Below are 5,870 nucleotides of genomic sequence, written 5' to 3' on the forward strand. Positions count from 1 at the left end.
GGGCCCGTCCGGGGGAGCCGCGGCGCGCGGCTGGCGGTGCCGGGCGCGACGCCCGCCACCCGGGCGCTGGGGCGGGCCGCGATGGCGATGGACGCCGTCGAGATCCAGCGGATCGTCACCGGCGCGCTGCGCGAGCACGGCGTGGAGCGCGCCTGGCAGGAGCTGCTGGCCCCGGTGCTGATCGGCATCGGTGAACGGCACGCCGCCACCGGCGCGATCATCGAGGTCGAGCATCTGCTGTCGGGCTGCGTGCTGGGGGCGCTGGCCGGGGAGATCGCGCTCGCGCCGCCGCCGGTCACCCACCGTCCGGTGCTGCTGGCCTGCGCGCCCGAGGAGCAGCACTCGCTGCCGGTCCACGCGCTCGGGGCCGCGCTCGCCCGGGAGGGCGCGGCGGTGCGGGTGCTGGGCGCGCGGGTGCCCTACCCGTCGCTGGCCGAGGCGGTGCGCGGCCTCGGCCCGGCGGCGGTGTTCGTGTGGTCGTCGATGCCGGAGACCGGCGACGCCGCGCCGCTGGGCGACCTGCCGCGCACCCGCCCGGCGGCCCGCCTCCTGCTGGGCGGTCCCGGCTGGATCGGGGACCCGCCCGAGGGCGCGGTGCGCGTCCACAGCCTTCCCCGGGCGCTGGCCGAGATCCGCGCCGTCCTGGCGCTCTGACGCCCCTTCCTCGACCCCCTCGCCGGACATCCGCCCGGAACCGGAGCCGAAATTTGCCGGGAACGGGTTGTCCGCTGACCCGATTCTGGATATGAACAAGTTTTGAAGAAGTTTTCGCTTGGAGGGGCGCTCATGGAACAAGCGACGACGGACCAGGGCTCGCCGGGTCGGAGGGGGCCCGGCGAGCCCGCCGACCTGGACCTGGCCGGACGGCTGGCCGCGGGCGACGAGACGGCGCTGGCGGGCTGCCACGCGGCGCTCGGCCCGGCGCTGCGCCGCTACCTGGGCGGCCGGGTGCCCGCCGACCTGGTGGACGACGTGCTCCAGTCGGTGCTGATGGAGCTGTGGCGCTGCCGCGACCGGCTCGACCCCGCCCGCGGGCTGGAGGCGTGGGCGTTCACCATCGCCCGCCGCCGCGCGGTCGACCACCTGCGCGCCTGCCCGCCGCCGACCGTTCCGCTCGCCCACGCCGAACGCGCCTGCCACGGCGAGGACACCGCCGAACGCGTCGCCCGCGAGCAGGACGTCCGCCGCGCCCTGGCCGCCCTGCCCGCCCCGCAACGCGAGGCGATCGGGCTGGCCTACTTCGGCGACCTGACGCAACGCGAGATCGCCGGCCGCCTGGGCGCGCCGCTCGGCACCGTCAAGGCCCGCACCGCCCGGGGCCTGCACCGGCTGAGCACCCTGCTCGACGCCTGAGACCAGCGGGAGGAGAGCCGTGACCGGACACCGCCGCACCAAGGACAAGCCCGCGCCCATCCCGCGTCCCGCCCAGGTCCGGCCCCGGGTCGCGGTGTCGGGCTGCCTGCTCGGCGAGCCCGTCCGCTACAACGGCGGCCACAGCCGCAGCCGCTTCCTGGCGGACGTGCTGGACGCGTACGTGGACTGGGTGTCGGTGTGCCCGGAGATGGAGATCGGGCTCGGCGCGCCCCGGCCGACGCTGCGGCTGGTCGAGCGCGACGGGGAGGTCCGGCTCACCACCGGGGACGGATCGGCCGACCACACCGACGCCATGGTCGCGCTGGCCGAGCGCCGCGCCGCCGAGCTCACCGGCCTGGACGGCTGGGTGCTCAAGTCGCGTTCGCCGAGCTGCGGCCCGCGCGGCGTCACCCGCTACAAGGGCGGGATGCCCGTCGACCGGCGCAGCCAGGGGATCTTCGCTGAGCGTCTGACGCGGCTGCGGCCGACGCTGGCCGTCGAGGAGGACGGCCGCCTCAACGACGCGGTGCTGCGCGCCCACTTCGTCGAACGGATCTTCGCGCACGCCCGGCTGCGCGCCCTGCTGGACGGCGACTGGACGCCCCGCGACCTGGTCGCCTTCCACTCGGCGCACAAACTCCAGTACCTGGCCCACGACCCGGACCGCTACCGCCACGCGGGACGGCTGGTCGCGCGGGCGGGCACCGGGGACCGCGACGGGCTGGCGGCCGAGTACGCCGCCCTGTTCGCCGAGGCGTTCGCGATCCGGCCGGGCCGGGGCCGCCACGTCAACGCGCTGCTGCACCTCTACAGCCCGATGAGCCGCCGCCTGGACGACGCGCGCCGCCGCGACCTCACCGGCGTGATCGACGCCTACGGGCGCGGCGAGGTCCCGCTGGACGTCCCGATGACGCTGCTGCGCCACCACGCGCGCGGCGAGGACATCGCCTACCTGGACGCCCAGACCTACTTCGAGCCCTACCCGGCCGAGCTGGTCCCGCACCTGCGGTGACCGGTCACACCGGCTCGGGCTCGGGCTCCCCGTCGAACGCGGACGGCGCGGCCGTGCCGGGCTCGGCGACGCGGCCCGTCCAGTCCAGGCACACGATCACCGCGTCGTCCGACAGCCGGGCCTCCGGGGTGTGGGAGAGCAGCTCCCGGACCAGGGTGCGGACGACCTCCGGCGGGTTCTGCATGCGGGTGCGGGCCAGCGCGCGCGGCAGGCTGAACGTGCCGTACGGCTCGCCGCTCGACGACAGCGAGTCGTGCATCCCGTCGCTGACGATCACCAGCCGGTCGCCCCGGAGCAGCGAGAACTCCTGCTCGACGTACTCGGTGTCGTTGAACATCCCCAGCGGAAGCTGCTGGTCCAGCGTGATCGGCGCGACCGCCCCGCCGCGCAGCCGGTAGATCCGCGGCGACCCGGCGTCGATCGCGCGGACCTGGCCGCTCTCCAGGTCGAACCGCAGCAGCAACGTGCCGACGTGCTTGTTCCCGCCGTGCTGGGCGCAGATCGCCTCGTTGGCGAGCGCGGCCTGCTCGGGCAGGTCGGCGCCGGAACGGCGGGCGTTGCGCAGCGCCCCGATCGTCAGATGGGTCAGCAGCGCCGCCTCGATGCCCTGCCCCATGCCGTTGGTGACGCTGACGACGAGGTGGTCGGAGGACGCCGACCAGTCGAAGTTGTCCCCCCACACCGTGTAGGCGGGCTCCAGCTGGCCCGCCAGCTCGAACTCGTCGGCCACGCAGGCGCGGCCGGGCAGCAGCTCCCACTGGATCTCGGCGGCCAGCGTCAGGCGGCTGCTCCGCCGCATGCGGCGGAACACGTCGGTGCGGGTGTCGGCGACCGCCAGCGCGCGCGCCAGGACCGTGGCGGCCGCCGTCAGCTCGCCGACCTCGTCCGGGCCCGGGGGCTCCTCGAACGTGACCGTCAGCACCCCCAGCCGGTCCCCGTAGATGCTGAGGGGCAGGTGCAGGTCGTGACCGCCGGGGCGCTCGTCGTGCACGGTCTGCTGGGACGCGAACGCCCGGCCGGGCAGGGTGTTCTCGATGGGGAACGGCTCGGCCTCCGGCGCGGCCGGGACCAGGTGGGAGACCTGGTAGTCGACCAGGGAGACCGTGACGCCGCGGGCGTCGAAGGCGGTGATGAGGGCCGCGCGGGCGGCGTCGGCGACCGCGTGCGGCCGGGCCTGCCACAACGCCAGGTCAAGGGTGGAGAGCCGGTCGGTCATCATGGGCGTCGCCTCAGGGGTCGGGCCGCCTGGGTCGGGCCGGGTGGCGGGCCGAGGCGAGCGTTGTGAAATCGAGTGTCTCGCGGAAGACGGAGATGTGTAACAGTGGGGCCATGGCCGCATCGCGACGAGTTCGCTCTCCCTCGGATGACCTTGAACGGTTGGCGGCCGTTCTGGACGGGCCGGCGGGAACGTTGGCGTCGGTGTGGTCGGGAGGCCATCTCAACGCGCCGGTTCCGGCCACCCAGCTGCGGGTTCTCTTCGTCGTGGAGCGCTACGGCAGTATCAACGTTACCGGGGTCGCCACCGAGCTGGGGGCGCTGCTGTCGTCGGCCAGCAGGCTGTGCGGGCGGCTGGAGGCCACCGGGCTGCTGGAGCGCGTCCCCGGCCCCGACCGGCGCGCCATCACGCTGCGGCTCACCCCGCGCGGTGCCGATCTGCTGGCGGACCTGCGACGCGTGCGCCGCGGAGCCCTGGTCGAGGTGCTGGCCGGGATGGACACCGACGACCGCGCCGCGCTGCGGCTGGGCCTGGAACGTTTCCACGAGGCCGTCGTCCGGCAGCGGGGGGAGGCACCCCTCGGGTTCTCCATGCCCGCCTGAGCGGCGATGACCCGCGCCGGGTGCCCTCACGCCGGGTCCGAGGCCAGGCGGAGGCCGTCGTCGTGCCCGTCGTCGCGCCCCTCGCACCGCGCCGGGACCGCCCCGCACAGTAGCAGGCAGGTGTCGTCCTCCCGGATGCCGTCGCCCAGCATCTCCGCCAGCACCGCGTCGGCGACCTCCTCCAGCCCGCCGGTGGCGGCGGCGAACACCTGGGACAGCCGCCGCAGCCCCACCTCCAGGGTGCGCTCGCGGCGTTCGATCAGCCCGTCGGTGTACAGCAGCACGGTCGAGCCCGGTACCAGCTCGGCGGTCCGGGTCCGGTAGGCGAACGGGTCCACCGGCGCGCCCAGCAGCGGTTCGCTGCCGCGCAGGACCCGCACGCGCCCGTCGGGGCCGCGCAGCAGCGGCGGCGGGTGGCCCGCGTTGGCCCAGCGCAGCCGCCCTCCGGGGGCGACCTGCAACAGCAGCGCGGTGGCCAGGTCGTCGGGCTGGAACTGGACGAGCATCCGGTGCATCCGCGTCAGCACCTCGTCGGGGGCGGCGGCCTCCAGCGCGTAGGCGCGCAGCGCGGTCCGCAGCTGGCCCATCAGGGTGGCGGCGCGCAGCCCGTGCCCGGTGACGTCGCCGATCGCGGCGACCGCGTGCCCGTCGGACCGGTCGAACGCGTCGTACCAGTCGCCGCCGACGTTCAGCCCGGCCTCGGCGGGCAGGTAGCGGGCCGCGAACCGCAGCCGCCCCGCCGCCGGGAGATCGGTCAGCATCGCCTCCTGGAGGCGCTGCGCCACGCCGTGTTCGTACTCGTAGCGCATGGCGTTGTCGAGGGCGGCGGCGCTCACCCGTGTCAGCTCCCCGTAGACGGCCACGTCGTCGGCGGTGAACGGGGCCGCCACCGGGGCGTAGGCCGCCACGCCGAACACCCGGCCCCGCGAGATCAACGGGAACGCCAGCAGCTCGGTGTCGGCGGTGACGCCCGTCAGCTCCGGCACCTCCAGCGGCGGATGCGGGGTGGCGTGGTGCGCGCGGCCGGTCAGGTACGCCCGGTGCGCGGCCTCGGGGGGCCGCCGCGGCGGGGCGGGCACGCCGTCGGCGGCGAAGGGCACCAGGGGGCGGTCGCCGTCGTCCAGCCACACGGTCGGCCGGGCGACCTGCTGTGCCTCCAGCAGCGCGTGCAGGCGGCCGAGGATCTGGGCGTGGTCCAGCGACGCCGACAGGGTGGCCCCGGCGTGGGCCAGGAACGACAGGCGCGCGCGGGCGCTCTCGGCGGTGGCGCGGGCGTGCCGCTCGGCCTCCAGCAGGTGCGCCTGGACCTCGCCCGCCTGGTGGAGCCGTTCGGAGGCCTGGACCAGCTCGGCGTGCAGCTCCAGGGTGCCCCGGTCGGTGCGGTCGAGCTCCTGGTGGTACCAGTCCAGCCGGGAGCGCTGCTCGGCGAGCAGGTCCAGCAGCCCGCGCGCGTCGGCGAGCGGGCCGTCCTCCCCGGGATCCGCCGCCGCCCCCTCGGGGGCGGCGGCCGCGCACACCGCCACGGGCGCGGCGTCGCCGGACCCGTCGTGGAACTCGGCGCGAAGCCGGCGGCCGGGGCCCTTGCCGGTCAGGGCGACCAGGAGCGTCGCGGTGGGATGCCGTCCGGCCGCCTCCCGGACCGCCGGGACCAGGACCGCCTGCTCGGCGACCGGCACGCCGGCCCGCC

At 76.0% G+C, this 5,870-nt stretch carries 6 protein-coding genes; 4 read left to right on the forward strand and 2 right to left on the reverse strand.

The genetic code is table 11. From position 1 onward, the window contains the following. The 3 genes from AKI01S_RS52385 to AKI01S_RS47840 form a co-directional block, all read left to right on the forward strand. Positions 1 to 654, forward strand: a 654-nt coding sequence (locus AKI01S_RS52385; RefSeq protein ID WP_067833592.1) for a B12-binding domain-containing protein, incomplete at its 5' end; no start/stop codon positions are given. A gap of 132 nt (positions 655 to 786) precedes the next feature. Next, on the forward strand, positions 787 to 1,353 hold the full coding sequence (locus AKI01S_RS47835; RefSeq protein WP_084000969.1) for an RNA polymerase sigma factor: 567 nt from the start codon (positions 787 to 789) through the stop codon (positions 1,351 to 1,353). A 19-nt stretch (positions 1,354 to 1,372) separates the two neighbouring features. After that, positions 1,373 to 2,365 carry a YbgA family protein gene (locus AKI01S_RS47840; RefSeq protein ID WP_245682094.1) on the forward strand — a complete coding sequence of 331 codons (993 nt, stop codon included), beginning with the start codon at positions 1,373 to 1,375 and terminating at the stop codon, positions 2,363 to 2,365. Between the two features lie 4 nt (positions 2,366 to 2,369). Here the strand turns inward: AKI01S_RS47840 and AKI01S_RS47845 are convergent, their stop codons facing one another. Further along, positions 2,370 to 3,584, reverse strand: coding sequence for a PP2C family protein-serine/threonine phosphatase (locus AKI01S_RS47845; RefSeq protein ID WP_067833595.1), 1,215 nt, complete (start codon positions 3,582 to 3,584; stop codon positions 2,370 to 2,372). A 158-nt stretch (positions 3,585 to 3,742) separates the two neighbouring features. Here AKI01S_RS47845 and AKI01S_RS47850 point away from each other — a divergent pair, with 158 nt between their 5' ends. Then, positions 3,743 to 4,183 (forward strand): MarR family winged helix-turn-helix transcriptional regulator, encoded by a 441-nt coding sequence (locus tag AKI01S_RS47850; RefSeq protein ID WP_245682095.1) that lies wholly within the window; start codon positions 3,743 to 3,745, stop codon positions 4,181 to 4,183. A gap of 26 nt (positions 4,184 to 4,209) precedes the next feature. Here AKI01S_RS47850 and AKI01S_RS54540 read toward each other — a convergent pair. After that, on the reverse strand, positions 4,210 to 5,870 hold a 1,661-nt coding region (locus tag AKI01S_RS54540), incomplete at its 5' end, for a PP2C family protein-serine/threonine phosphatase (RefSeq protein ID WP_157420723.1).

The sequence above is a fragment of the Actinomadura kijaniata NBRC 14229 genome (assembly GCF_001552175.1).
Classification (GTDB): domain Bacteria; phylum Actinomycetota; class Actinomycetes; order Streptosporangiales; family Streptosporangiaceae; genus Spirillospora; species Spirillospora kijaniata.